The following is a 22,320-nucleotide window of genomic DNA, read 5'->3' as shown; positions in this document are numbered from 1 at the left end:
ACGACCGCGCAGGGCCGACACACACAAGGACAAGGCCATGGAAGACACCGTAGGCGGCTGGTGGGATGTGCTGATCCGCAAGGCGGCCTACCGGGGATATCCGGCGGCGGCCGTGCAGCTCGAGGAGATGGAGCGGCTCGCGCCCGTGTTCTTCCGTGCCATGGGCGGCGAGCCTGGCCTGCACCTGCGCAGCACGGTGGGCACGGAGCACGCAGGACGCCGCACCTGGCTGGAGCGCGTGGCCGGCACCAACACCAGCGTGGAGCTGGCCTGGAGCGACGAGCGCTCGCTCTACCTGCCAGGGCGCATCGACCTGTTTCCCGACCGCACGCGCAACCAGCAGCTCTACCTCTGGCTGCTGGCCCTGAGTGCCGAGCACGCACAGCTGATGCAGGAATGCATGCCTCCGCCCGGCTGGCTGGAATCCAACCGACTGGCGACGCTGCGCTGCCTGCACCGCATGCCGGGCATGGCCTTGCTGTACGCGGGACTGGTGCGGGACTACCTGCCGCTGCGTGGCGATCCGGCGAGCCTGCCGCCCGCCCAGCAGGCCATCGAGCAGATTCTGCGCGACACCCTGCGCGATCCGGGCCATGCGCCGGAAGCGCGGGCCGTGGTGGGGCTGGAGTCGCGGTTGCAGGGCATTACACCCGTGCCGCTGTGGATGCATCCGGCGCCTCCAGCCCAGGCGGCACCGGCCGGCAGAGGTGGGGACGAGGCGGCGAACCGCGAGGCCGAGGAACATCAGCAGGACAGCCAGGAGGCGCGCAAGCGCCGCTACCGTGCCCAGCGCGTGACTCCCGACGAGCGCAAGAACGGCCCGCTGCTCATCTTTCGGGCCGAGTCGATCTTCACGTGGGACAACTATCTGCGCATGAACCGCAACGAGGACGACGAGGACATGGGCGACCTGCGTGCCGCCGAGGACATGGACCATCTGGTCGTCACGCGCGACACGCGCCGCCGTGCCTCCCGTGTCAAGTTCGACCTCGACCTGCCCAGTGCCGAGGCGGACGACATTCCGGTCGGTCCCGGCATGCCCCTGCCCGAATGGAACTACAAGACCGGCACCCTCGTGCCCGGCCACTGCCTGCTCAAGCCCATGCGCCCCCGCGACGCCAGTCCCGTGCCCCTGCCCGAACCGCTGCGCGAGACGGCGCGACGCCTGCGCAGGCAGTTTCAGGCACTCGCGCCGCAGCGCAGCCGCCGCTTTGCCCGGCCCGAGGGGCAGGATCTGGATCTCGACCGGGTGGTGCGCTTCTTCACCGACATGCGTGCCGGGCAGGCCGACAGCGGCGAGGGGCTCTATGTGGAGATGCCGCGCAGCCAGCGCAGCCTGGCCTGTCTGCTGCTGGCCGATGTGTCCCTCTCGACCGAAGCCTGGGTGGGCCGTGGCGAGCATGCCAGCACGGTCATCAGCGTGATCCGGGACAGCCTCATGCTCTTTGCCGAGGCCCTGCAGGCGTCGGGCGACAGCTTCGGGCTGTACGGCTTCTCGTCGCTCAAGCGCAAGGAGGTGCGCTACCTGCTGCTCAAGGACTTTGGCGAACCCTACGATGCCGCTGCGCGCGGGCGCATTGCGGCGCTGCGGCCCGGCTACTACACCCGCATGGGGGCGGCCATCCGCCAGTCGACCCGCATCCTGCGCGAGCAGCCCGCGCACAAGCGCCTGCTTCTGCTCGTCACCGACGGCAAGCCCAACGACCTCGACCACTACGAGGGCCGCTATGGCGTGGAGGACACCCGGGAGGCCGTGCGCGAGGCGCGCGAGGCTGGCCTCGTGCCCTTCTGCGTCACCATCGACCGCGAGGCCGCCGAATACCTGCCACACCTGTTTGGAGCCCACCACTATGTGGTGGTGCACGACGCCACCCGTCTGCCCCAGGTGCTCACGCGACTGTATGCGGCGCTTTCCCAGTAGCCCCTGATTGCGGAGCCGTGGTGGTGGCCGCAGTGCCCGCTGACGCCTGCCGCAAGGCCGCGAGCCGGGCCTGCAGCGATGCATCCGGGACCAGCACCGCATCGAGCCGGCCGGCATAGACCTTGCCGCAGTTGCCGTCGAGCGTGAGCCAGTCGCCTTCGTGGAGCACCGTGTCTCCCAGCTGAAGGCTGCGTCCCTCGGGATCGATGTGCAGGGCTGTGCATCCCACCAGGCAGACCTTGCCGAGCTGGCGCGCCACCACGGCAGCATGGGAGGTGCGCGCGCCGGTGACGGTCAGCATCCCGGTCGAGGCATCCAGCGCGGCAATATCGCCTGTCTCTGCGCCCGGACGCACCAGCACCACGGGGGCTCCAGTGGCGGCGCTCGCGGTGGCGTGGGCCGCATCCAGGGCGATGACGCCGCTCGCCACGCCAGGGCAGGCGCTGGCAGCTTCCGCCAGCGGCAGGGCAGGGGTGCTGTTGGCCCCGGCCAGGCACACGGTGCCCAGATCCTGCGGCGTGAGCGCCTTGGTGCGCGTCAGGGCCTCTGCGGGGGTGATGAGCCCTTCGTCGAGCAGATCCAGTGCAATGCGGGCCGCTGCCAGCGGCGTGCGCTTGCCGTTGCGCGCCTGCAGCAGAAAGAAATGGCCATCCTCCACTGTGAACTCGAAGTCCTGCATGTCGCCCATCAGGTGTTCGAGCGTATGGGCGGCTCCCTGCAGCTGGCTCCAGGCCTGCGGCACGAGCTGTGCCATGCTTTCGTGCCCGTGGGCATTGCGGCGGCCCGACACCACGTCCTCGCCCTGGGCATTGCTCAGAAAGTCGATCCACGGCGTGGCCTCGCCGGTGCCCGGGTGGCGCGTGAACCCCACCCCGGCGCCCGAACGGCCCCCGGCATTGCCAAACACCATGCGCTGGATCGTCACGGCCGTGCCCAGATCGTCCGGAATCGCGTTGAGCGCCCGGTAGGCGCGGGCCTTGTCGGCATCCCAGGAGCGGAACACCGCTTCCACCGCGCGCTGCAGCTGCTCATGCGGGTCCTGCGGAAACGACTGTCCCGCCGCATCGGCATAGCGCATCAGAAACAGGCGGGTCAGTGCGCGCAGCTCGACGAAGTCCAGCATGCGCTCGTCGCGGCCGTCGCAGACCTGCTGCAGCTCGCGCTCGAACAGCTCCGGCGGCAGCCCCTCCACCACCTCGCCATAGGTGGCGATCAGGCGGCGGTAGGCATCCCAGACCAGCCGCGGATGCCCGGTCTGCCGCAGGAGGCCGGGCAGCGTGGCATCGCACAGCCCCACATTGAGAAGCGTCTCCATCATGCCCGGCATGGACACGGGGGCGCCTGAACGCACCGACACCAGCAGCGGGTTGCGGGTATCTCCCAGCACCTGCCCGCACAGCTGCTCCAGGGCAGGCAGCCCATGGGCGCACAGGGCCTGCCGGGCCGCGCTGCGATGCCGTGCGTAATGCGTGCCCAGCACCAGGGCAGGGGGCACCGGCAGGCCGGCCTGCGCCATGCGCAGCAGGTTCCAGGCCTTGTTGCCCATGGTGGCGGCGCTGGCATCGGCTGCTGTGCCGTGCACCGCATCGGGAATCAGATACAGCGCAGAAGGCCAGGAATGGCGTGTACTCATGTCGGAACTCCGGTATTGTCAAAAACCAGCCGGCGCAGGGCGTAGCCCGTAGCCACCAGTGCGTCCGAGGCGCGCTCCAGCGTCGCGGCCAGCTCCGTGACCAGCGCCATCTGGGCGGGGTGCGCATGCAGCGTGCGCACGATCTGCACGCGCGCCTCGCGCAGCAGGTCGTCGCACAGCCGCTCGGCGCGGATCATGCGCCAGAGCGCCTGCAGGAAGGCATCGCTGTCGAGCGGATCGAATCCGCCGTCGAGCACCCGTGCGATCTCGATGGCCTTGACCAGGTCCTGAATGGCAGCGAGCGTGGTGTCGGCCAGGCGGGCCAGCACGGCCTGCACGGCCTCTGGGGGGTGCACCAGCTCCGGCTGCCGCACCAGGGTGTGCACAAAGGCAGATTCCTCCAGCGCATCGGCCACGTCGTCGGCACGCAGCAGCAGGTCCACAATGCCCTGCCAGCGCGGCTGGCGTTCGGCCCGCTCGCGGGCCTCGGCCAGCAGGTGGTCGGCCCGATGTTCCCAGCCCCTGGCACGTGTGGCCATGTCGCTGGCCGCTCCGGCCGTGTCGTCGCGCGCCAGCGCATCACACAGCGCCTGCGCCAGGGCATGGCAGTAGGCGGCATGCTCGGCAAGCAGATCGAATTCGACATGCCGCTGGCGCAGTGCACGCCCCAGCAGCAGCCGTGCCTTGTCCTCCACCAGTGCAAGGGGCTGCTGTGCGCGCAGCAGCTCGCTGCACTCGCGCATCAGCTCGGACAGAAACAGCCGTGCCCCCGTCTCGCCCAGCACGCCGTCGAGCCGTTCTCCCAGCCGGAAGGTGTCGCCCCCCACCGATTCCATGGTCCGGTACACCAGTGCCTCGCCCCCGGCGAGCAGCCAGCCCATGTGCCCCCACTCCTGCCGGGCGGCCTGATCGAGCAGGGCCACTGCCTCGCGGCGTGGCACGAAAGCCTGCAGCTTCTTGCGGGCCCGGTTCCAGTCGATCACGAACACGATGCGCGAGGCCGTGGCCTCCAGCGCCCGCACCAGCTCCGCGCTGTCCTGGGCCTGCAGGCTGGCATGCCCCACGGTGTAGGGCTTGCCCTCGTTGAGGCCTGTGGTCGCCACCGGGGCATCGACCTCCCAGCCGTACCCCACCTGCTCCAGCATCCGGCGAAAGAAGGCAAAGCGCGGTGCATGCAGATCCGAGTAGGTGAGCGAGATGCCGTGCTCCTCCACCTCGATCACCAGCACATGGGCATCATTGGTGCCGATGTCGTTCTGGATCAGCAGCCGCGCCCCGTCACGGGTCACGGCCGTATCCAGTCCCGGATGGCCGAACTTCAGCGCCGCCGTGCGCGCCAGCCCCCGCATGAACGCGCGCACCAGCGGCCGATCCTCCGGCAGGATGTTCCACACATGCGCCCCGTCGAGGTTCTCCGTCTCCACCTGACTGGCCAGCGCATTGAGCGTGCGGTGCATGTCCATCACCAGCAGGTGCAGGCTGTCACCCGCATGGCGGTCCCCGCGCGTCAGCGCCTGCAGGGCGGCGGGGTCGAGCCCTTCCGCATGCCCGAGCTTCTGCAGGGTCTCCTGCCAGGTGTGCACGCGGGCCTGCAGCCCCGCTGCCTCTGGCACCGCCGCCTCGATGATCGGGCGCGCCATGGTCTGCACATCCGTGGCCAGGGCCTGCATCATGCGCGCCTGGTGGGCAAGCATGAGCTGCCCCTCGTCGCGGTAGGCATGGAGCACCATCTCCTGAATCCACGAGGCATCCTGCAGACCTGCCCGCTGCAGCTCGGCACCCCATGCCGCATGCCATTCGCCGCCTCCCTCGTCGCGGTGGGCATCGGCCTGGGCACTGGCCGCCTGCAGCATCGACAGATACAGCTTGAGACGGTCATTGGCCTTCAGGGCGGCAGTGATCCAGGCCGGCAGCAGCAGGCGCTTCTGGCCGAGTGCGGCCACGGCTTTTTCCTTGAGCAAGGCACATTCCTTTCACGGTCATTCACGGAACCCGGCAGAGCCGGACCATGCGTCGACTCTAGGGTGCGCATGTGACGCCTGTATGGCGATTCGGTTTCTGGGATTCAGGAAGTACAGGAAGTACAGTGCCCCGGAGATAGAATCTCCCCAGGCCCACCTCGGACACACATAGACCTGCTATGAGCATCAAGAGCGACAAATGGATTCGGCGCATGGCCGAGCAACACGGCATGATCGAACCCTTCGAGCCCTCGCAGGTCCGGTTCGCTCCCGACGGCCAGAAGATCGTGAGCTACGGCACCAGCAGCTATGGCTACGACATCCGCTGTGCCCCCGAATTCAAGGTCTTCACCAACATCCACAGCACCGTGGTGGACCCCAAGAACTTCGACGAGAAGAGCTTTGTCGACATCGAGAGCGATGTCTGCATCATTCCTCCCAACAGCTTTGCGCTTGCACGCACGGTCGAGTATTTCCGCATCCCGCGCAACGTGCTCACCGTCTGCCTCGGCAAGTCCACCTACGCGCGCTGCGGCATCATCGTCAACGTCACCCCCTTCGAGCCGGAATGGGAAGGCTACGTGACGCTCGAATTCAGCAACACCACGCCGCTCCCGGCCAAGATCTACGCCGGCGAGGGCTGTGCCCAGGTCCTGTTCTTCGAGAGCGACGAAATCTGCGAAACCAGCTACAAGGACCGCGGCGGCAAGTACCAGGGCCAGGTTGGCGTCACCCTGCCCAAGACCTGAGGCACTTCCGGGCGACACGCCCTGTGACATTTCCCCTGGTCCGTCAGGCGCGGCGCCGGCCCCGGCACAGGCCATCCATCGGATAATGCGGCGCACGGTGCCGCTGTCTGTCTCCTCCGACAGGCATGTGGCGTTCTTGCGGACCGGGAGGTTCGCTCCACTTTGCACGCCAGGGGACATGCGCCATGAAATGGGAAGGCAATCGCGAATCCGACAACGTCGAGGACCGCCGGGGCGGCGGAGGCCTGGTGGGGGGCACGGGGCTGGGCATCGGCACCATCGTGCTTGCGATCCTCGGCTGGGCCGTATTCGGGGTCAACCCGCTCACCACCATCGGCGTGCTCAACCAGGGACAGGCCGTCGTGCAGCGCCAGCCCCAGGCTAAGGCACCTCCAGCCAACGACACCACGGCCCGATTCGTGTCCACGGTGCTTGCCGATACCGAGGACGTCTGGACCGACATCTTCCGCCAGGCGGGCAGTACCTATGTCAAGCCCAAGCTGGTGCTCTATTCCGGTTCCACACCCACGGCATGCGGCACGGGGCAGGCCGCCATGGGGCCGTTCTACTGCCCGCAGGACCAGAAGGTCTACCTCGACCTCGACTTCTTCAATACCCTCAAGAACCAGCTCGGAGCGGGGGGTGAATTCGCCGAGGCCTATGTCATCGCGCACGAAGTCGGGCACCATGTGCAGAACCTCATGGGCATTTCCGATCAGGTCGATGCGGCCCGCAGCCGGGGCAGCGAGCGCCAGGCCAATGCCCTGAGCGTGCGACTCGAACTGCAGGCCGACTGCTTTGCAGGTGTCTGGGCCAACCACGCCGATCAGGCGCGGCATATCCTGGAGCAGGGCGATATCGAGAGCGCCGTCAATGCCGCAGGCCGCATTGGGGACGACACCCTGCAGAAACAGAGCCAGGGGTATGTGGTGCCCGACAGCTTCACCCATGGTTCCAGCGCCCAGCGTGTGCGCTGGTTCACCACCGGATTCAAGGGCGGTACGGTGCAGTCCTGCGACACATTCAATGCCCAGACGCTGTGAGGCATGCCGGGCACGGCATGCCCTGCTGAATCGGCCGGGACACCCCACAAAATGAGGCGCCATTCTGGCGAAAATCCGTCCAAAACCCGTACCCTTGTCGCCCATTCTCTTTTCTCTGGGGGTGCCCGGGTGCTTGACCCTCCCTGAAAAAGATGCAAAATCTCGCCCGGCGCGATATGTTTTTCCGTTCCTGTCATTCCCGAAGGAAGCGGGCAGGCCTATCTGCCGGAAAATCCCGGTGCATGGCACCGGATGACGCCCCCTGATCTGGCAGCGCCCATGGCCTCCATGCAGCACCGGCGGTGCGCCCGAGTGGGCAACTTCCGGAATTCCCCGTACAGATTCCGCCATGGCCATTTTCTCCATCTGCATGCAGCGCTGCAGGCCGGCATGGGCGGACAGATGATTTTCTGCGCAGTTTTCCCGCGCATACACCGAACAGACCGTTCTCTCGGACTTGCGTGCCTGCATGCATGCAGGCTACCGGCATGAGGCAGCGGCCACGACCGATATTCAACAGGCAGTCGATATGACAGATTTCTCAGACCTGCCCCTGGCAGAGCCGCTGCAGCGCGCAGTGGCCGGAATGGGCTATACGCAAACCACCCCCATCCAGGCGCAGGCCATTCCCGTCGTGCTTGCCGGGCAGGATGTCATGGGCGCCGCGCAGACCGGCACCGGCAAGACGGCCGCCTTCGCGCTGCCCCTGCTGCAGCGCCTCATGCGCCACGAAAACCATTCTGCCTCCCCGGCACGCCATCCTGTGCGGGCTCTGGTGCTGCTGCCGACGCGCGAGCTGGCCGACCAGGTGGCCCAGCAGATTCGTCAGTACGCCCAGTACACCCACCTGCGCAGCGCAGTGGTGTTCGGTGGCATGGACATGAAGCCTCAGACCGCCGAGCTCAAGGCGGGCATCGAGGTGCTGGTGGCCACGCCGGGACGGCTGCTCGACCACATCGAGGCGCGCAACTGTGTGCTCAACCAGGTGGAATACGTGGTGCTCGACGAGGCCGACCGCATGCTCGACATCGGCTTCCTGCCCGATCTCGAACGCATCCTCGCCTATCTGCCCAAGCAGCGCACCACGCTGCTGTTCTCGGCCACCTTCTCGCCCGAGATCAAGCGACTGGCCTCCAGCTATCTCCACAACCCCATCACCATCGAGGTGGCCCGTTCCAACGAAACGGCTTCCACGGTCACCCAGCGCTTCGTGCGGGTCGAGGATGCCGACAAGCGCGCGGCGCTCGAACAGCTGATTCGCGACAATGCCGTGCGGCAGGCCTTTGTGTTCACCAACAGCAAGCTCGGCTGCTCGCGGCTCGCACGTGCACTCGAGCGCGACGGCTTCAGAACGGCTGCCCTGCATGGGGACAAGAGCCAGGACGAGCGCCTCAAGTCGCTCGATGCGTTCAAGGCCGGGGACGTCGACTACCTCATCTGCACCGACGTGGCAGCCCGCGGGCTGGACATCAAGGACGTCCCCGCCGTCTTCAACTACGACATTCCCTTCAACGCCGAAGACTATGTGCACCGCATCGGCCGCACGGGCCGTGCCGGTGCCGAGGGGCTGGCCATCAGCCTCGTGGGAGATGCCGACGCGCGCCTGGTGGCCGAGATCGGCAAGCTCACCCACCAGACCATCCACCCCGAGAGTCTGGCACTCGCCTCGCGGTCGGCCTCGCATCGCCACCTGCCGGAGCGAGGGCATGAGGGGCGCAGCGAGTTCTCGCGTCGCAGCAGCAGCCATGCGCGCTCCGAGGACGACCGCGGGCGTGACCGTGATCCGCAGGGAGACCGCTATCGCCGCGCTCCCAAGGTGACAGATGCCTTCTTTGACCGGCCCTACGAGCCCCAGAAGCGCGAAGAGGCTCCCACATGGGAAGCCGCTGCGCCCCGCAAGCCCATGCGGTCGAGCCTGAGTGCCAACATCCGTCCCCGCCGTCCCATGGCGGCCCTGTTCAAGGCCCCTCAGCCCGCCTCCGCGCCCGTGGCCGATCCGGCCGCAGGCAGCACCTCCCCCGCCTCCTCCCGGTCGACCTCCTGAGCTGCAGGGCGCAGGGCGTCCGCCTCTGCCACCATCAGCCCTGCGGCAGGTGTCTCAGGGTGTCGGTGCCGATGCGGATCGCTTCAGGGGGCAGCGCGAGAGCGGCTGTCCACCTGCACCACCTCTCCGACCCGACCTCGGGGCAAGATGCTGGCTGCGGTGAGCTGTCCTCCCCAGACACAGCCCGTGTCGAGGGCGAGCAGGTTGTGACGCACCACGAGGCCCAGGGCAGACCAGTGGCCAAAGGCCACCAGGGCATCGGCCGTGCGACGCAGCGGATGTGCAAACCACGGCACCAGTTCCGGCGGCGCCTCGTCCAGACCGCGGTTGTGGGCAAAGTCCATGGAGCCATCCACTTCCAGGAATCGGATGCGGGTCAGGGTGTTGAGAATCACGCGCAGTCGGTCCATGCCCGTCAGCGCCGGGCTCCAGCGGGAAGGGCTGTTTCCGAAGACACCGGCCAGAAAGCGCTTCCAGTCCGGCCCCGAGAGGGCCCCACTGATTTCGGCAGCATGCGCCAGGGTGTCCTGCACTGTCCAGTCGGGCTGCACGCCCGCGTGGACCATCAGGCAGTCCCGGGACCACCGGGCCAGGGGCTGGTGCCGTAGCCATTCGATCATCCGGTCGGCGTCGGGTGCGCACAACAGATCGGTGAGCGTGTCGCGCCGTCCCATTTGCCGTACGCCGCAATAGACCGCCAGCAGATGAATGTCGTGGTTGCCCAGCAGACAATGGATGCTGCCCTCATGGCGCATCATGGTCCGCAGCACGCCCGCCGAATCCGGGCCGCGATTGACCAGATCTCCCAGCACATACAGCGTATGTCGGCTGGGAGAAAATCCCAGGACGTCGAGCAGATCGTCGAATGCCTCGGCGCAGCCCTGGATATCCCCAATGCAGTACATTTCCCTCATGCTGCGCATTATCCGATGACTTCATGGAACTTCTCATCATCGTCCTGCTGACGATACTCAACGCCATTTTCGCCATGTCCGAGATGGCTCTTGCGGCCAGCCGCCATGCCCGGCTCGAGGCCATGGCCCATGCGGGCAACCAGGGAGCCTCGGTGGCCATGCAGCTCATGGACAATCCCACCCACTTCCTTTCGACCGTGCAGGTGGGCATCACGTCCATCGGCGTGCTCAACGGCATCTTCGGGGAGGCCGCCTTCAGTCCCGTGGTGGCCGCCTGGCTCCAGCAGTGGGGAGTGGCCGGCAAGGCAGCCGGCGTCACGGCCACCGCCCTGGTGGTGACCATCATTACCTTCACCACCATCATCTTCGGGGAGCTGGTGCCCAAGCGCATTGGCCAGCTGTTTCCCGAGGCGGTGGCCAGCTGGGTGGCGCGTCCCATGGCCCTGCTGGCGCGTCTGGCCAAGCCTTTCGTCATCCTGCTGGCAGCCGTGACGCAGGGCGTGCTTCGGCTGCTGCGCATCGACACCACAGCCTCCCGCCAGGTCACGGAGGAAGAAATCGCCGCCAGCCTGGAGGAAGGCGTCGATGCGGGCCTCATCGAGGAGCACGAGCACGAGATGGTGCAGAACGTGTTCCAGCTCGATGACCGCATCCTGTCGTCCATGATGATTCCCCGTGCCGATGTGGTCTGGTTCGATGCGCACTCCACCGTGGCAGAAGCCCTGTCGCGCCTTTCCGACGCGCTCCAGAAGGATCCTGACGGACACATCCATTCCTGGTATCCCGTATGCAAGGGGTCACTCGACCGGGTCGAGGGCATCGTGAGCGTGGGCTGCATGCTGGGACTGGGCAGCAGCTCGACAGAGACACTGGCCGATATTGCACAGCCAGCCACCTTCATTCCCGAAACCCTCAGTGGCATGGAGTTGCTTGAGCAATTCCGCATGCAGGCCAATCGCCTGATATTCATTGTGGACGAATATGGCGAAGTGCAGGGCATCATGACGCCCCGCGATCTGCTGGAAGCCATTACCGGCGAACTCAAGCCGGAAACCTATCAGGAAGCCTGGGCGCTCGAACGCGAAGATGGCAGCTGGCTGCTCGATGGCCTGATTCCCATCAACGAATTGAAAAAGCGGCTCGATATCGAGGAATTGCCCAGCGAGGACCGGGACCATTACAACACCCTCGCCGGTCTGCTCATGTTCGTGCTCGGAGATCTGCCTCAGCTGGGGCAGAAAATCGAGTGCGTGGGCTGGCGTTTCGAGATTATCGACATGGATGGAAAACGCATCGACAAGGTATTGGCATCCCGGTTACCCAAAGATCAAAACGAATCTTCCGAATCCTGATATACAATCGGCCACATAGTTTATTTTCTATGGTGTTCGTGGAGCAAATATGAACTCGTTGCAAGAGCTGCTGCAGCAGCGTGAGGCCCTGGATGCACAGATCCGCCAGGCCCGTCAGGAACAAACGGCAGAAGCCATCGCCAAGATCAAGGGCCTCATTGCCGAATTCGAGCTGACCGAAGCCGACGTATTCGGTGGCCGTCGCAAGGCAGTGCACACCGGCAGCAAAGTGGCCCCCAAATACAGCAACCCCGAAACCGGGGAAACCTGGACCGGCCGTGGCAAGCCGCCCAAGTGGATTCAGGGCAAGAACCGCGACGATTTCCTGATCCAGTAAGTCGCATTTCCATTGCCTGTTTCAGCAAAAAGCGCCCCTTGTGGGCGCTTTTTCATGCCTGCCAGTGGGAGCTTCGTGTCATGCACTTCACCATCTCACAAAAAAAGCATTTCATTACATATGGGGTGGGGCAATACAATGGGGTGCAGCCCTGTCAGAGAAAGACCTTTCTCCAAAGTGTCCTGAAAATGAACACCTATATCGCTCGCCCATTGGGAAGTTCCTCTGGTGGCCGCAGGGCAGTGCCCTTGCGTGGTGCCCATTTGCCATTCTGAAGGAGGGGTCCGCCCAGCCCGGTATGCAGTCGATTCACGTGCGCTTGTGAGGCCCGGGGCGTTCATTGCACCGAGGCCAGAGATTTCTGCGGCATGAACAAGACATTTCCGGCGCGGTATGGACTGCAGATATCGAGCGCGGCGGGGCTGCCGCGTCGTGTTTTTACCGGCCCAGAGCGAATACGGCAGGAATGCGATCCGGCAGGCAGGGAGACTGGCGGCGCAGCTCCCCGACCGGGGCGCTCATCACATGCATCTGCGGCAGCGTAAGCCCATGGGCCACGCACAGCCGGGTCGAAGGCTTGAGCACCTGAAGTGCAGTCTGCAGCATGCTCTGGTTGCGGTAGGGCGTTTCGATCCAGAGCTGGGTCTGTCCCGTCTTCAAGGCCAGCTGCTCCAGCTCCTGCAGTCGGCGGGTCTTGGCTGCCACATCCTGTGGCAAATATCCGACAAACGCAAAATTCTGCCCATTCAGTCCACTCGCGGCCAGCGTCAGCAGCAGCGACGAGGGGCCGGTGAGCGGAATCACGACCATTCCGGCCGAGTGTGCCGCAGACACGATGGACGCTCCCGGATCGGCAATGGCCGGCATGCCAGCCTCGCTGTTGAGAGCCATGTCCTCACCATGCACCAGGGCTGGGGCCAGCAGCTCGCGCAGTTCTGCCATCACCGGATCGTGGGGAGAGAGCGCATGGTCACCCTTCTTGTGCAGGACGCGGGGAAGCTCGGTCAGATGCAGTTCCTGCAAGGGGGCACACAGCGAATGCACGGCATCTATCCGCTTGAGCAGGGCGCGGGTGGTTTTGGCGTTCTCGCAGATCCAGTGGCGGATGTGTGCCATCTGCTCGATGGCGCCCAGCGGCAGCACGTCGGTCAGGGCGGGCAGAGGGGGCGCACAGCCGAAGTCCAGCGGGGAAGGGGCCAGAAAGAGCCGCCCCTTCATGCCTGGGTCCCCAGCAGATGAACGCCTGCCGCGCGCAGGAGACGGCATGTACGGATCAGCGGCAGCCCAATGAGTGCAGTCGGATCGTCGTTGACGATTTCTTCGAGCAGGCAGATGCCCAGCCCTTCGCTCTTGGCACTGCCTGCGCAGTCATAGGGACGTTCTGCCTGCAGGTAAGCCTCGATTTCGGCATCGCTCATGCCGCCGGCTTCATTCCGGAACCGCACGCGGATTTCGGCCACATCGGACTGTGCCCACTGGCGACCCTGACAGACGACTGCCACAGCGGTGTGGAACACCACCGTCTCCCCCCGCATCTGTCTGAGCTGGAGCACGGCACGGTCATGGGTCAGAGGCTTGCCGAGCGGGACCCCGTGCAGGTCGGCCACCTGGTCGGAGCCGATCACCACGGCCTCGGGGTGCCGTGCGGCCACGGCCTGGGCCTTGGCTCGCGCCAGGCGCAGCGCCAGATCGCGCGGAGCTTCGCCAGCGTGAGGGGTTTCGTCCACTTCGGGAGATACGGCGGTGAAGGGCAGTCGCAGGCGTTCGAGCAGTTCACGCCGATAGCGTGAGGTGGAGGCCAGGATGAGAGGGCGGGAAAGAGAGGGGGAAAGGTCGGGCATGGAGAGAGTGTCTGCGCAGGAATCTCTTACACTGCCAGCCATGGAATCACGCAACACACCCAGCCCGCGCAAGATGCCGCGCGCCTTTGTGGCTCGCCATCTGGACATTCAGGCGTTTGCCGAGGAGGGTGCCTCGCTGGCAGGCAAAGAACCATTGTCGCACTACCCGCGATTGGCCGCAGAAGACCTGGACCCGTCAGGGGCCCATGCGGCCGAAGTCGTGTGGGAGGCTACGGGGCGCATGGCACGACAGCCCAGCGTTCCGGGGCTGCAGGCATGGGTGCACCTCAAGGCGCGTGCGCACATCAGGGTCGAGTGCCAGCGCTGCATGGAGTCCATGGAACTGCCGCTGGAGGTCGACCGGCACTTCTGCTTCGTGGCCGACGAAGCCCAGGCCGCCCGTCTCGATGACGAAATCGAAGACGATGTGCTGGTGCTCGGCAAGGACTTCAATCTCGACGAACTCATCGAGGACGAGCTCCTCATGGCGCTCCCGGTGTCTCCTCGTCACGACGTCTGCCCCCAGCCGCCGACCATGGAAGTACGCACGGCCGACTTTGACGCCGCATCCGAGGACAAGGCGCATCCCTTTGCCGCCCTGGAGTCGCTCCGGCGCCGGCATTGATCGTCCTGCAGACGTGTGCTGGCTGCTGGACGATCAAAAAACTTGTGTTTTCTCAAGGCGTTGGGTTATACTCCCAAGCTTCTCGACTGTGCCTTACATGGGTGCGGTTGGCGCCATGTCCGGCTCTTTGGCAGGTCGGGCTGCCGTAAAGACATTTTTCAACCCCTTACTGACATAGGAGCGGATCATGGCCGTTCAGCAAAACAAAAAGTCCCCTTCCAAGCGCGGCATGCACCGTTCGCACAACGCACTGACCGCCCCCAACGTGGTCGTCGAAGCCACCACGGGTGAAAACCATCTGCGCCACCACATCAGCCCCAACGGCTTCTACCGTGGCCGTCAGGTTCTGAAGAACAAGTCCGAAGCCTGATCAGGGTCGGCATGGCTGCCCGGCATCCATGACCGAGGCGCCTGCCAGACATGACTGGCCCGATGCTTTCCACAAGCCTCGGGCCTTTTCTTTTGATCCTCGATACACCCAGGAAACGGGTGGCCTTCCAAGGCTGCGCCTTCCTCTTGCGGCACTTCCATGAGCGATGATTCTTCTGCATTGGTGACGCTGGCCGTCGATTGCATGGGCGGCGATCACGGGCCGACGGTCACCTTGCCCGCCTGTCTCCGGTTTCTGCAGCGCCAGCCCGCAGAGGTCGGGCTGCTGCTGGTGGGGCCCACCGACCTGCTGCAATCGGCATGGCAACAGCTCAAGGGAGCCTCCGACATTGCGCCGGAGCGTGTCGCATTCGTGGCTGCCTCCGAAGTGGTCACCATGGACGATCCCATCGAGATTGCCTTGCGCAAAAAGAAGGATTCCTCCATGCGCGTGGCCATCGAGCAGGTCAAGGCCGGACGGGCTCAGGCTGCCATTTCCGCTGGCAACACCGGCGCCCTGATGGCTATTGCGCGCTATGTGCTCAAGACCATGGAAGGCATCGACCGTCCGGCCATTGCGACCCAGTTGCCCAATGCCAAAGGGGACGCCACCACCGTGCTCGATCTGGGGGCCAATGTCGACTGCACGCCCGAGCACCTGCTGCAGTTTGCCGTCATGGGATCTGCGCTGGTGTCGGTCCGGCAGCACAGCGCACGTCCTACCGTGGGGCTGCTCAACATCGGGGAAGAGGCCATCAAGGGCAGCGACATGATCAAGAAGGCAGGGGAGCTGCTGGCCATGGCAGGCCGCAGTGGAGACCTGAACTTCCAGGGGAATGTCGAGGGCAACGATATCTTCAAGGGCACCACAGACATCGTGGTCTGTGACGGGTTCGTGGGCAATGTGGCACTCAAGGCCAGCGAAGGGCTGGCTTCCATGGTCGCCAGCTTCCTGAAGCAGGAGTTTTCCCGCAATCTGCTCACCCGCATGGCTGCGATCGTCGCGCTGCCGGTGCTTTCTGCCTTCAAGAAACGCGTGGACCACCGTCGCTACAATGGAGCAGCGCTGCTCGGATTGCGGGGGCTGGTGTTCAAGAGCCACGGTTCTGCCGATGCGCTTGCCTTTGGCTATGCGCTCGACAGTGCATGCGATGCCGCTCGTCATCAGCTGCTGCAGCGGGTCGAAGAGCGTATCCGCCATGCGGCGCCTCTGCTGAGCAGCGGGCACGCGGCTGCACTGCATCAGCGTGAGCAGGAAGCAGTGCCTGCGCGTCTTCCCGAGGTCGTGTCCTGATGCACCGACTCCCTCTCGACGAGCTGTGCGCTTCCGGCTCCACTCCGCTTCTCACCTTCTGGGGCGCCATGTAGCATAAAGCTACAATGTCCGGCGCTTTTCGGGCGGAATTTTTCCCCCTTCGAGGAAAGCCTCATGGCGTCTCCTCTTCTTCCGGCTCACGCACTGTACGAGATCGATCCTATGACCCTCCACTCCCGCATCACTGGCACAGGCAGTTTCCTGCCGCCCCGTCGCGTGACCAACGAGCAGCTGGCTGCCGAACTGGCGGAACGAGGCATCGAAACCTCTCACGACTGGATCGTGGAGCGCACCGGCATCGAGGCACGCCATTTTGCCGACGAGGGCATGAACAGCAGCGACATGGCCACTTGGGCTGCCCAGCAGGCGCTGCAGAGTGCCGGCCGGCAGGCGGAGGACATCGATCTGATCATCGTGGCCACCTCCACGCCCGACATGGTCTTTCCTTCCACGGCCTCCATGGTTCAGCACAAGCTCGGAGTGGCGGGCTGTCCTGCCTTCGACGTGCAGGCTGTGTGCTCCGGGTTCATCTATGCGCTCACGGTGGCCGATGCCATGCTGCGCAGTGGAACTGCGACCAGAGCGCTCGTCATCGGGTCCGAGGTGTTCTCGCGCATCCTGAACTACGACGATCGCACCACCTGCGTCCTGTTCGGTGACGGCGCCGGTGCTGTGGTGCTGGAGTCCGGCAGCGAGCCCGGTATTCTGGCCACCGATATCCATGCGGATGGCAAGTACCGCGACATCCTGTGCGTGCCCGGTCATGTGAGCCATGGTCAGGTGCAGGGCAGCCCCCTGCTGGTCATGGATGGGCGAGCCGTGTTCAAGCTGGCCGTCAATGTCCTCGAAAAAACTGCCCGCACCACGCTGGCCAAGGCCGACTTTCCGCAGGAACGCCTGGACTGGCTCATTCCCCATCAGGCCAACCTGCGCATCATGATGAGCACTGCACACAAGCTCGGCCTGCCGCCAGAAAAGGTCATTGTCACCCTGCAGGATCAGGGCAACACGTCGGCAGCCTCCATTCCGCTGGCGCTGGATTCCGGGGTGCGCAGCGGCAAGATCCAGCGCGGACAGCATCTGCTGCTCGAAGGCGTCGGCGGCGGCTTCACATGGGGCTCCGCGCTCATCCGCTTCTGAGGCGGCAGCGCCTTCGTTGTTGTTCTGCGAGAGGGCCTCTCCTCTGCATCCATCTGTGTTCGTGTTCGATTTCTGCATACCATGAAAAAATTCGCTTTTGTCTTCCCCGGTCAGGGCTCCCAGTCGGTGGGCATGCTCGATGCCTGGGGCGATCATCCTGCCGTGCGCGCCACACTCCAGGAAGCTTCTGATGCACTGGGTGAAGATGTTGCCCGACTGGTACACGAAGGTCCCAAGGAGGCCCTGGCACTGACCACCAACACCCAGCCCGTGATGCTCGTTGCGGGTGTGGCAGCCTATCGTGCATGGCGCGCAGAAGGCGGAGCCGAGCCCGAGATCGTCGCGGGCCATTCGCTGGGAGAGTATTCGGCACTTGTTGCGGCAGGAGTGCTCACGCTGGCGCAGGCGGCACCGCTGGTGCGCTTCCGTGCCCAAGCGATGCAGGATGCCGTGCCGGTGGGCGCTGGTGCCATGGCGGCCATCCTCGGTCTGGATGCGCAGGCCGTCATCGACGGGTGTGCCGAAGCCGAGCAGGCAGCTCCAGGCGAGATCGCAGAAGCCGTGAATTTCAACGACAAGGCCCAGACTGTCATCGCTGGCACCAAGGCAGGTGTCGAGCAGGCCTGTGCACTCCTCAAGGCGAGGGGAGCCAAGCGAGCCTTGCCCCTGCCGGTCTCTGCCCCGTTCCATTCCAGCCTCATGAAGCCTGCAGCTGAAAAGCTGCGTGAAAAGCTGGCGACTGTGGAGCTGGCAGCTCCTCGCATTCCCGTGATCAACAACATCGATGTGATGGTCGAGAGCGATCCCGCGCGTATCCGGGATGCCCTCTATCGCCAGGCATTCGGGCCGGTGCGCTGGGTCGAATGCGTACAGGCCATTCAGGCACGTGGCGTGACCCACGTGGTAGAGTGTGGCCCCGGCAAGGTCCTGGCCGGACTCCACAAGCGCATCGATGCCTCCATCGTGAGTGGCATGGTCTTCGATCCGGCCACTCTGTCCGAGACGATGGCTGCATTGGCCTGAACAGGATTTTCTCTATGACCTCTGATCTCTCTTCTTCCGACAAGCCGCGTCAGGTGGCGCTCGTCACGGGCGCCTCCCGTGGCATTGGTGCCGCCATTGCGCTGGAGCTGGCACAGGCTGGCTATCAGGTCGTCGGCACTGCCACGACCGAAGCCGGAGCAGCACGCATCGACCAGGCGCTTTCCGCCTATCCCGGATGTCGCGGTGCCTGCCTGAACGTGAATGACCTCCCGGCGGTCGAAACCCTTGTGGATGCCATCGTCAAGCAATGTGGTGGCATCCATGTGCTCGTGAACAATGCCGGCATTACGCGCGACATGATTGCCATGCGCCTCAAGGACGAGGACTGGGATGCGGTGCTCGACACGAATCTCAAGGCCGTGTTCCGGGTCAGCAGGGCCGTCATGAAGCCCATGATGAAGCAGCGCTATGGCCGCATCGTCAGCATCACCAGCGTGGTGGGTGCATCCGGCAATCCGGGGCAGGCCAACTATGCCGCCGCCAAGGCCGGGGTGGCAGGCATGACGCGTGCGCTTGCCCGTGAGTTGGGCAGTCGCAACATCACGGTCAACTGCGTGGCTCCTGGCTTCATCAGCACCGACATGACAGCCGAACTGACCGAGGAGCAGCAGAAGGCGCTCCTGGCCCAGATTCCCCTTGGCCATCTGGGCAAGCCGCAGGACATTGCCCATGCGGTCGCCTTTCTGGCATCCCCTCAGGCCGCCTACATCACCGGGCAGGAACTGCACGTGAATGGCGGCATGTTCATGGCCTGAGGCATTTGATGCATTCGTGCATCAAATGACATACATCCTTCATCATCCTGGATGAAAATGCTTCATTTTTCCGAATTGGATGCTGGTGGTTCGCTTCTTTGCCAGTGCCGTACGGCCTGGTTTTGAAAAAGCCCCTGTCCAACCGCTAAAATGGAAACCCTTTGTACCACTACCCAATCGAGATAACCATGAGTGACATTGAAGCCCGCGTCAAGAAAATCATCGCCGAACAACTGGGCGTTGAAGAAGCACAGGTGACCAACGAGAAGGCCTTTGTGGCCGATCTGGGTGCCGATTCCCTGGACACCGTGGAACTGGTCATGGCGCTCGAAGATGAATTCGGCATCGAGATCCCCGACGAAGACGCCGAAAAGATCACCACCGTCCAGAACGCTGTCGACTACGCTACTTCTCACCAGAAGGCCTGATCCCCTGCGGGTGGACAGAGCGTTTGCATGGCCCCATATCCCCTTGCGTGAAAACCAAGGGGCATGGGGTGTCGTGCATTGTGGGAGCGCGTCACAGTAGGGCGGTTCCCATTACCATCATTTCCATTTTCGGACAGACTTCGTCGTCTTGTTCCATCTCTGCGAGAGATGGCAGAGGCATGGCTCTCTGCGCATCTGGCAGGCACTGTGCAAGACAAGGTGCGAAAGTCTCCGCTTTTCCAAGATTCGCCTGACGGGTTACCTCTGCACAGGCGAGTCACACTGCCGAGAAACTGATATGTCCCGTCGCGTTGTTGTGACTGGCCTCGGGTGCATCACTCCCGTAGGCAATACCGTAGGCGAATCCTGGGCGAACCTCATCGCCGGCCGTTCCGGCATCGGCCGGATCACCCGTTTCGATGCATCGAACTTTGCCTGCCAGATCGCGGGTGAGGTCAAGGGGTTCCAGGTCGACAAGTATGTCTCCACCAAGGAGGCGCGCACCATGGATACCTTCATCCATTACGGGATTGCCGCTGCGCAGGAAGCCGTGGAGGATGCCGGTCTGCCCTTCGGCGATGCGCTTTCCCAGGAGGAAGCCGAACGCATCGGCTGCGTGATCGGTTCCGGCATTGGCGGTCTGCCCCTGATCGAGGACACGCACAGCGAATATGTCAACCGGGGGCCCCGTCGCATTACTCCGTTCTTCGTTCCTGCTTCCATCGTCAACATGGTGGCTGGGCATGTGTCCATGCGCTTTGGCTACAAGGGGCCCAACCTGGCCATCGTCACGGCATGCACCACCGGGCTGCACTGCATTGGCCAGGGAGCCCGTCTGATCGAGCATGGCGATGCCGATGTGATCATCGCTGGCGGAGCAGAATCCACTGTGTCTCCTCTCGGCATCGGAGGGTTCGCTGCCATGCGGGCCCTGTCCACGCGCAATGACGATCCCGAGGCCGCCAGCCGTCCCTGGGACAAGGGGCGCGATGGTTTCGTGCTGGGTGAAGGCGCAGGAATCCTGGTGCTGGAAGAGTACGAGCGGGCCAAGGCACGCGGGGCACGCATCTATGCCGAGATTGTCGGTTTCGGCATGAGCGGTGACGCCGGACACATGACGGCTCCCAACATGGATGGGCCGCGCCGCGCCATGGTGGCCGCTTTGCGCGATGCAGGTCTCAATGCCGATGCCGTGGACTACCTGAATGCCCATGGCACCTCGACTCCCCTGGGAGACGCCAACGAATCCAATGCGATCAAGGCGGCGCTGGGGGATCATGCCTACCGTACCGTGGTCAGCTCGACCAAGAGCATGACAGGGCATCTGCTCGGCGGTGCCGGCGGCGTGGAGAGTGTCTTCACGGTACTGGCATTGCACCATCAGATCTGCCCGCCTACCATCAATCTGGTCGATCAGGATCCGGATTGCGACCTGGATTACTGTGCCAACACGGCGCGTGAACGCCGGATCGATGTGGCCATGAAGAACAACTTCGGGTTCGGTGGAACGAACGGCACGCTGATCTTCAAGCGCGTCTGACGCATCCAACCTCTCCCTCCGTTTGGGCTGTGCGTCGAGGGGAACTGCACTCCTCCGTCTCTCTCCTCCTTCGCATGGAGGAGGGGGCGTCTTCCTTTCATGGCAGAGAACCGTGAAGAAATCCTACCAGCCTCCTGCAGTGCATTACCCGACAGGAGGTCGGGCAGGATGGCGCATGGCGTGGGCGATGGAAACCCTGGTGCTCGCATGCACGCTGGGGGGATGGCGGCTTGCACAGCGCTTTCCGGCCTGGCGGCATGATGCGCTGTGGTGGGGGTGTGTAGCCCTTTCGGTGATCCTGAGTCTGTGGAGCTGGCACTGGGCTTCCCGGCAGACAGCCGGCTGGCTGGTGTGGTCAGGCCAGCAATGGCGGCTCGAATGGCCTGCGTGTACGGCAGAAGCCTCGGAAGCTCCTCTGCAGCGTGACGAAGGCGCATGTGCCGTGCTGCTGGATTTCCAGCACATGGCACTGGTGCGTTGGCGCGCTGCTTCCACTACGTCCCGTCCTGCAGTGCGTTATCTCTGGCTCAGCGCTTCGCAGGCTCCCGCGCATTGGCATGCCCTGCGGTCGGCTCTGTATGGGTGGCGTCCTGTGGTGGAAGACAGCAGCGATCCAGGGGGGCATCCATGAGCCCAGTCGAGTCTCATGGGGCGTCTGGCGAAGGAGAGGGCGCCGTTTCCGCTCAGGAAAACCAGAATGCCGACTGGCTGCTGGTGCAGCGTACGCTCGGGGGCGAGCAGCGCGCCTTCGAGCTGCTGGTGCTCAAATACCAGCATCGCATCGAGCGGCTGGTGCGACGCATGGTCCGCGACGTCGATCTGGTGCCGGACATCACGCAGGAAACCTTCATCCGCGCCTATCGGGCTCTCCACCAGTTCAGGGGGGACGCCCAGTTCTACACCTGGCTGTACCGCATTGCCATGAACACCGCCCGCAAGGCGCTGCTCGACCTCAAGCGCAATCCCACGGTGAGCGACGCGTCGCTTTCGGTGGCCGGGGATGAAGACGATGAAACTTTTCTGCAGCACAACGAACCAACCAGCGAAGAAACCCCGGAGGCGGTCATGGCTGCACGCGAGGTGGCCGAGGCCGTGCATCAGGCGCTGGAAGATCTCCCGGAAGAACTGGGGCGGGCGCTGACCCTGCGCGAGATGGATGGAATGAGCTACGAGGACATTGCCCAGGAGATGGGGTGTCCGGTGGGAACGGTGCGTTCGCGCATCTTCAGGGCCCGGGAGGCCGTGGCCAGAAAGTTGCGCCCACTCCTGGATCACCGGACGGGCAAACGTTGGTAAGGTAAAAGGAATC

Annotated in this window: 21 protein-coding genes; 16 read left to right on the top strand and 5 right to left on the bottom strand. The window is 64.4% G+C overall.

What is annotated here, in order from left to right; translation table 11 throughout:
* The first annotated feature begins 37 nt into the window (after positions 1-37).
* The gene (locus ACE3P9_RS06200; RefSeq protein ID WP_374492519.1) at positions 38-1,921 is read left to right on the top strand and encodes a nitric oxide reductase activation protein NorD; all 1,884 of its coding nucleotides are present in this window, start codon (positions 38-40) and stop codon (positions 1,919-1,921) included.
* On the opposite strand, the gene ACE3P9_RS06195 is transcribed toward ACE3P9_RS06200, so the two are convergent.
* Positions 1,890-3,554 (bottom strand): PEP/pyruvate-binding domain-containing protein, encoded by a 1,665-nt coding sequence (locus tag ACE3P9_RS06195; protein ID WP_374492518.1) that lies wholly within the window; start codon positions 3,552-3,554, stop codon positions 1,890-1,892. The genes ACE3P9_RS06200 and ACE3P9_RS06195 overlap by 32 nt on opposite strands.
* Positions 3,551-5,515 (bottom strand): phosphate transport regulator, encoded by a 1,965-nt coding sequence (locus ACE3P9_RS06190; RefSeq protein ID WP_374492517.1) that lies wholly within the window; start codon positions 5,513-5,515, stop codon positions 3,551-3,553. The genes ACE3P9_RS06195 and ACE3P9_RS06190 overlap by 4 nt, the downstream gene beginning before the upstream one ends.
* Positions 5,516-5,694: 179 nt before the next feature.
* Here ACE3P9_RS06190 and dcd point away from each other — a divergent pair, with 179 nt between their 5' ends.
* The 3 genes from dcd to ACE3P9_RS06175 all read left to right on the top strand — a co-directional run bounded on the left by dcd (position 5,695) and on the right by ACE3P9_RS06175 (position 9,351).
* Positions 5,695-6,264 carry a dCTP deaminase gene (gene dcd, locus ACE3P9_RS06185; protein ID WP_374492515.1) on the top strand — a complete coding sequence of 190 codons (570 nt, stop codon included), beginning with the start codon at positions 5,695-5,697 and terminating at the stop codon, positions 6,262-6,264.
* A gap of 185 nt (positions 6,265-6,449) precedes the next feature.
* Positions 6,450-7,307 (top strand): neutral zinc metallopeptidase, encoded by an 858-nt coding sequence (locus ACE3P9_RS06180; RefSeq protein WP_374492513.1) that lies wholly within the window; start codon positions 6,450-6,452, stop codon positions 7,305-7,307.
* Between the two features lie 529 nt (positions 7,308-7,836).
* Positions 7,837-9,351 (top strand): DEAD/DEAH box helicase, encoded by a 1,515-nt coding sequence (locus ACE3P9_RS06175; protein WP_374492512.1) that lies wholly within the window; start codon positions 7,837-7,839, stop codon positions 9,349-9,351.
* Between the two features lie 83 nt (positions 9,352-9,434).
* On the opposite strand, the gene ACE3P9_RS06170 is transcribed toward ACE3P9_RS06175, so the two are convergent.
* Positions 9,435-10,256 (bottom strand): symmetrical bis(5'-nucleosyl)-tetraphosphatase, encoded by an 822-nt coding sequence (locus ACE3P9_RS06170; RefSeq protein ID WP_374492510.1) that lies wholly within the window; start codon positions 10,254-10,256, stop codon positions 9,435-9,437.
* Positions 10,257-10,288: 32 nt separating this feature from the next.
* Here ACE3P9_RS06170 and ACE3P9_RS06165 point away from each other — a divergent pair, with 32 nt between their 5' ends.
* A complete protein-coding gene (locus ACE3P9_RS06165) occupies positions 10,289-11,617 on the top strand; it encodes a hemolysin family protein (protein WP_374492508.1) in 1,329 nt (442 codons plus the stop codon).
* A 49-nt stretch (positions 11,618-11,666) separates the two neighbouring features.
* Complete coding sequence (locus tag ACE3P9_RS06160; RefSeq protein WP_374492507.1) at positions 11,667-11,954, top strand: H-NS family nucleoid-associated regulatory protein; 288 nt, start codon at positions 11,667-11,669, stop codon at positions 11,952-11,954.
* Between the two features lie 438 nt (positions 11,955-12,392).
* On the opposite strand, the gene ACE3P9_RS06155 is transcribed toward ACE3P9_RS06160, so the two are convergent.
* Both ACE3P9_RS06155 and ACE3P9_RS06150 read right to left on the bottom strand, forming a co-directional pair.
* A complete protein-coding gene (locus ACE3P9_RS06155; protein WP_374492505.1) occupies positions 12,393-13,172 on the bottom strand; it encodes an SAM-dependent methyltransferase in 780 nt (259 codons plus the stop codon).
* Positions 13,169-13,795 carry a Maf family nucleotide pyrophosphatase gene (locus ACE3P9_RS06150; protein ID WP_374492502.1) on the bottom strand — a complete coding sequence of 209 codons (627 nt, stop codon included), beginning with the start codon at positions 13,793-13,795 and terminating at the stop codon, positions 13,169-13,171. Before ACE3P9_RS06150 ends, ACE3P9_RS06155 begins: the two co-directional genes overlap by 4 nt.
* Before the next feature lie 40 nt (positions 13,796-13,835).
* Here ACE3P9_RS06150 and ACE3P9_RS06145 point away from each other — a divergent pair, with 40 nt between their 5' ends.
* The 10 genes from ACE3P9_RS06145 (at position 13,836) to rpoE (ending at position 22,307) form a co-directional block, all read left to right on the top strand.
* Positions 13,836-14,420, top strand: coding sequence for a DUF177 domain-containing protein (locus tag ACE3P9_RS06145; protein WP_374492500.1), 585 nt, complete (start codon positions 13,836-13,838; stop codon positions 14,418-14,420).
* A 187-nt stretch (positions 14,421-14,607) separates the two neighbouring features.
* Positions 14,608-14,790, top strand: a complete 183-nt coding sequence (rpmF, locus tag ACE3P9_RS06140; protein WP_374492498.1) for a 50S ribosomal protein L32 — start codon at positions 14,608-14,610, stop codon at positions 14,788-14,790.
* A gap of 180 nt (positions 14,791-14,970) precedes the next feature.
* Positions 14,971-16,083, top strand: a complete 1,113-nt coding sequence (gene plsX, locus ACE3P9_RS06135) for a phosphate acyltransferase PlsX (protein ID WP_374492566.1) — start codon at positions 14,971-14,973, stop codon at positions 16,081-16,083.
* Between the two features lie 183 nt (positions 16,084-16,266).
* Positions 16,267-17,244, top strand: a complete 978-nt coding sequence (locus tag ACE3P9_RS06130) for a beta-ketoacyl-ACP synthase III (RefSeq protein WP_374492496.1) — start codon at positions 16,267-16,269, stop codon at positions 17,242-17,244.
* A gap of 81 nt (positions 17,245-17,325) precedes the next feature.
* Positions 17,326-18,267 (top strand): ACP S-malonyltransferase, encoded by a 942-nt coding sequence (fabD, locus tag ACE3P9_RS06125; RefSeq protein WP_374492494.1) that lies wholly within the window; start codon positions 17,326-17,328, stop codon positions 18,265-18,267.
* 14 nt (positions 18,268-18,281) lie between these two features.
* A complete protein-coding gene (gene fabG, locus ACE3P9_RS06120) occupies positions 18,282-19,043 on the top strand; it encodes a 3-oxoacyl-ACP reductase FabG (RefSeq protein WP_374492492.1) in 762 nt (253 codons plus the stop codon).
* A gap of 188 nt (positions 19,044-19,231) precedes the next feature.
* A complete protein-coding gene (gene acpP / locus ACE3P9_RS06115) occupies positions 19,232-19,471 on the top strand; it encodes an acyl carrier protein (protein WP_374492491.1) in 240 nt (79 codons plus the stop codon).
* 298 nt (positions 19,472-19,769) lie between these two features.
* Positions 19,770-21,011 carry a beta-ketoacyl-ACP synthase II gene (fabF, locus tag ACE3P9_RS06110; protein WP_374492488.1) on the top strand — a complete coding sequence of 414 codons (1,242 nt, stop codon included), beginning with the start codon at positions 19,770-19,772 and terminating at the stop codon, positions 21,009-21,011.
* A 175-nt stretch (positions 21,012-21,186) separates the two neighbouring features.
* The gene (locus tag ACE3P9_RS06105) at positions 21,187-21,642 is read left to right on the top strand and encodes a hypothetical protein (RefSeq protein ID WP_374492485.1); all 456 of its coding nucleotides are present in this window, start codon (positions 21,187-21,189) and stop codon (positions 21,640-21,642) included.
* Positions 21,639-22,307: an RNA polymerase sigma factor RpoE gene (gene rpoE / locus ACE3P9_RS06100; protein ID WP_374492484.1), complete on the top strand. Its 669-nt coding sequence runs from the start codon at positions 21,639-21,641 to the stop codon at positions 22,305-22,307. The genes ACE3P9_RS06105 and rpoE overlap by 4 nt, the downstream gene beginning before the upstream one ends.
* Positions 22,308-22,320 lie beyond the last annotated feature (13 nt).

Origin of the sequence: Allobrachymonas sp. (assembly GCF_041912815.1) — a bacterium.
Lineage (GTDB): Bacteria > Pseudomonadota > Gammaproteobacteria > Burkholderiales > Burkholderiaceae_C > Brachymonas.
Note: the sequence above shows the minus strand (reverse complement) of the source record. Positions and strands in the feature narration are given on the sequence as shown.

Coding starts and splice junctions, on each gene's coding strand:
- acpP (WP_374492491.1), top strand. CDS start 19,232: ATGAGTGACATTGAAGCCCGCGTCAAGAAAATCATCGCCGAACAACTG.
- ACE3P9_RS06200 (WP_374492519.1), top strand. CDS start 38: ATGGAAGACACCGTAGGCGGCTGGTGGGATGTGCTGATCCGCAAGGCG.
- ACE3P9_RS06145 (WP_374492500.1), top strand. CDS start 13,836: ATGGAATCACGCAACACACCCAGCCCGCGCAAGATGCCGCGCGCCTTT.
- rpoE (WP_374492484.1), top strand. CDS start 21,639: ATGAGCCCAGTCGAGTCTCATGGGGCGTCTGGCGAAGGAGAGGGCGCC.
- fabD (WP_374492494.1), top strand. CDS start 17,326: ATGAAAAAATTCGCTTTTGTCTTCCCCGGTCAGGGCTCCCAGTCGGTG.
- fabG (WP_374492492.1), top strand. CDS start 18,282: ATGACCTCTGATCTCTCTTCTTCCGACAAGCCGCGTCAGGTGGCGCTC.
- dcd (WP_374492515.1), top strand. CDS start 5,695: ATGAGCATCAAGAGCGACAAATGGATTCGGCGCATGGCCGAGCAACAC.
- ACE3P9_RS06170 (WP_374492510.1), bottom strand. CDS start 10,256: ATGTACTGCATTGGGGATATCCAGGGCTGCGCCGAGGCATTCGACGAT.
- ACE3P9_RS06165 (WP_374492508.1), top strand. CDS start 10,289: ATGGAACTTCTCATCATCGTCCTGCTGACGATACTCAACGCCATTTTC.
- ACE3P9_RS06180 (WP_374492513.1), top strand. CDS start 6,450: ATGAAATGGGAAGGCAATCGCGAATCCGACAACGTCGAGGACCGCCGG.
- rpmF (WP_374492498.1), top strand. CDS start 14,608: ATGGCCGTTCAGCAAAACAAAAAGTCCCCTTCCAAGCGCGGCATGCAC.
- ACE3P9_RS06175 (WP_374492512.1), top strand. CDS start 7,837: ATGACAGATTTCTCAGACCTGCCCCTGGCAGAGCCGCTGCAGCGCGCA.
- ACE3P9_RS06160 (WP_374492507.1), top strand. CDS start 11,667: ATGAACTCGTTGCAAGAGCTGCTGCAGCAGCGTGAGGCCCTGGATGCA.
- ACE3P9_RS06105 (WP_374492485.1), top strand. CDS start 21,187: ATGGCGTGGGCGATGGAAACCCTGGTGCTCGCATGCACGCTGGGGGGA.
- ACE3P9_RS06155 (WP_374492505.1), bottom strand. CDS start 13,172: ATGAAGGGGCGGCTCTTTCTGGCCCCTTCCCCGCTGGACTTCGGCTGT.
- ACE3P9_RS06195 (WP_374492518.1), bottom strand. CDS start 3,554: ATGAGTACACGCCATTCCTGGCCTTCTGCGCTGTATCTGATTCCCGAT.
- ACE3P9_RS06150 (WP_374492502.1), bottom strand. CDS start 13,795: ATGCCCGACCTTTCCCCCTCTCTTTCCCGCCCTCTCATCCTGGCCTCC.
- fabF (WP_374492488.1), top strand. CDS start 19,770: ATGTCCCGTCGCGTTGTTGTGACTGGCCTCGGGTGCATCACTCCCGTA.
- ACE3P9_RS06130 (WP_374492496.1), top strand. CDS start 16,267: ATGACCCTCCACTCCCGCATCACTGGCACAGGCAGTTTCCTGCCGCCC.